The 2500-nt window shown below is 57.5% G+C and carries 1 tRNA gene and 2 rRNA genes (1 of these 3 cut by a window edge); all 3 read right to left on the reverse strand.

The annotated features are described in order from the left end of the window. Nucleotides 1-15: 15 nt before the first annotated feature. Nucleotides 16-92, reverse strand: a tRNA-Met gene (locus NIM86_RS17095). 404 nt (nt 93-496) lie between these two features. Next, nucleotides 497-612 (reverse strand): 5S ribosomal RNA (gene rrf / locus NIM86_RS17100). A gap of 495 nt (nt 613-1107) precedes the next feature. Next, nucleotides 1108-2500, reverse strand: a 23S ribosomal RNA gene (locus tag NIM86_RS17105); it runs 1551 nt beyond the window's last position.

Consider the following 2500-nt stretch of genomic DNA (forward strand, 5'->3'; position numbering starts at 1 on the left):
AGTTATTGTAATTTTTGGTTGCGGGGGCAGGATTTGAACCTGCGACCTTCAGGTTATGAGCCTGACGAGCTACCGGGCTGCTCCACCCCGCGTCACCAAGTTTTCGGGCGCTTATAGCCTACCGCCCGTCTTTTCATTTTGCCCGTCCTCGCAAGGCGCTGCCTGCTGCGGGCGGTGCGGAGCGGCTGCTCGCCCGCGTCACCGAGTTTCGGGCGGTATGGCTGGCCGCCCGGTTTTTTATCCGCCTGTCCGTCATCGCTTGAGGACGAAGCGATTAGCCGACGGGAACGGGTCTCGTCCGGCGGGCCGGATACGGTAAGGAAGCGTTTCCGGCGAAGGGCGATTGTGATGAGAAGATATATTGGGAAGCTGGTGAGCGCGGAAGGACTGGCGCTACGGCGGCGGGACTGTCCGGCGTTGCCGCCTTGAAGCGACACGTGTCGACTTGTCCGGCCTGTCGACCGTTCGGCCAGACAGGAGGTGATGCGTTTTATAGACCTGGCAGCGACCTACTCTCCCGCGTCTTAAGACGGAGTACCATCGGCGCTGGAGCCTTTCACGGCCGAGTTCGGAATGGGGTCGGGTGTTTGAAGCTCCGCAAGAACCACCAGGTCGATAAAAAGCATCGGCTTCGCGAGGCGAAGCCTTTTGTTTTGTTCTCACGCGCATCTTCTTTGACCTCACGGCCATACGCAGCCTGCCGGCTGCTGGCCTCCGGTCGGGGCGGGCTGACTGCCCGACGACGGCCCCTTGGCCTTGCGAACGCCGATGGCGTTCGGGAGATCCGCCTTTGAACATGTGCGCTTGCGCGCCTCATGACCAAAGTGAGAACATTTTGGAAGCTGGTTTCTTTCTGTTTCAAGCGCTTCGTCAGACCAGAAGTCTGACGTGCGCTGTACTGGATGATGTTCGTCCGGCCGAAGGCCGAGCCCGCAAGCGGGCCGCGCCTTACGGCGCGCGTGGTTCGCAGCCCAGGTCGCGGCAGCGACCGGTACGGGCGTGAGAACAAAACAATCATCCAATGATCATCATTTTTTGCCGGCAGTCCTGATCCAAAAAGTCTGCAACTTTTTGGGGCTGCCGGTCTGATGATCACTGGTAATGAGAACGATCAAGCCGATCGGGCAATTAGTACCGGTAAGCTTCACGCTTTGCAGCGCTTCCACACCCGGCCTATCAACGTGGTCGTCTTCCACGGCCCTGATAGGGAATACTCGTTTTCAGGTGGGTTTCCCGCTTAGATGCCTTCAGCGGTTATCCCGTCCGTATATAGCTACCCTGCAATGCGGCTGGCGCCACAACAGGTCCACCAGAGATACGTCCATCCCGGTCCTCTCGTACTAGGGACAGATCCTGTCAATATTCCTACACCCACGGCAGATAGGGACCGAACTGTCTCACGACGTTCTGAACCCAACTCACGTACCGCTTTAAATGGCGAACAGCCATACCCTTGGGACCTGCTCCAGCCCCAGGATGCGATGAGTCGACATCGAGGTGCCAAACAACCCCGTCGATATGGACTCTTGGGGGTCATCAGCCTGTTATCCCCGGCGTACCTTTTATCCGTTGAGCGATGGCCCTTCCACACGGGACCACCGGATCACTATGACCGACTTTCGTCTCTGCTCGACTTGTCAGTCTCGCAGTCAGGCGGGCTTATGCCATTGCACTCAACGAGCGATTTCCGACCGCTCTGAGCCCACCATCGCGCGCCTCCGTTACTCTTTAGGAGGCGACCGCCCCAGTCAAACTACCCACCATGCACGGTCCCGGACCCGGATAACGGGTCGCGGTTAGACATCCATGCCGACAAGGGTGGTATTTCAAGGGTGGCTCCACCCCCGCTGGCGCGGAGGCTTCAAAGCCTACCACCTATCCTACACATGTCGGCACAAATGCCAGTGCAAAGCTATAGTAAAGGTGCACGGGGTCTTTCCGTCTAACCGCAGGTACCCCGCATCTTCACGGGGAATTCAATTTCACTGAGTCTATGTTGGAGACAGCGGGGAAGTCGTTACGCCATTCGTGCAGGTCGGAACTTACCCGACAAGGAATTTCGCTACCTTAGGACCGTTATAGTTACGGCCGCCGTTTACTGGGGCTTCAATTCAAGGCTCTCACCTCTCCTCTTAACCTTCCAGCACCGGGCAGGCGTCAGACCCTATACGTCGTCTTGCGACTTCGCAGAGCCCTGTGTTTTTGGTAAACAGTCGCTACCCCCTGGTCTGTGCCACCCTCCTTCACTTGCGTAAAAAAGGGTCACGCTTCTTCCGAAGTTACGCGTGCAATTTGCCGAGTTCCTTCAACATAGTTCTCTCAAGCGCCTTGGTATACTCTACCTGTCCACCTGTGTCGGTTTCGGGTACGGTCTCACGGTGGAGCTATTTCCTGGGACCGCTTGGCCGCCTATCCAATCCGATAAGGATAAACGACTGACGCGATCCGTCACTACCACCTGGCCTGGGAATATTCACCCAGTTCCCATCGACTACGCCTT

Source organism: Notoacmeibacter sp. MSK16QG-6, assembly GCF_024158145.1.
Classification (GTDB): Bacteria; Pseudomonadota; Alphaproteobacteria; order Rhizobiales; family Rhizobiaceae; genus Notoacmeibacter.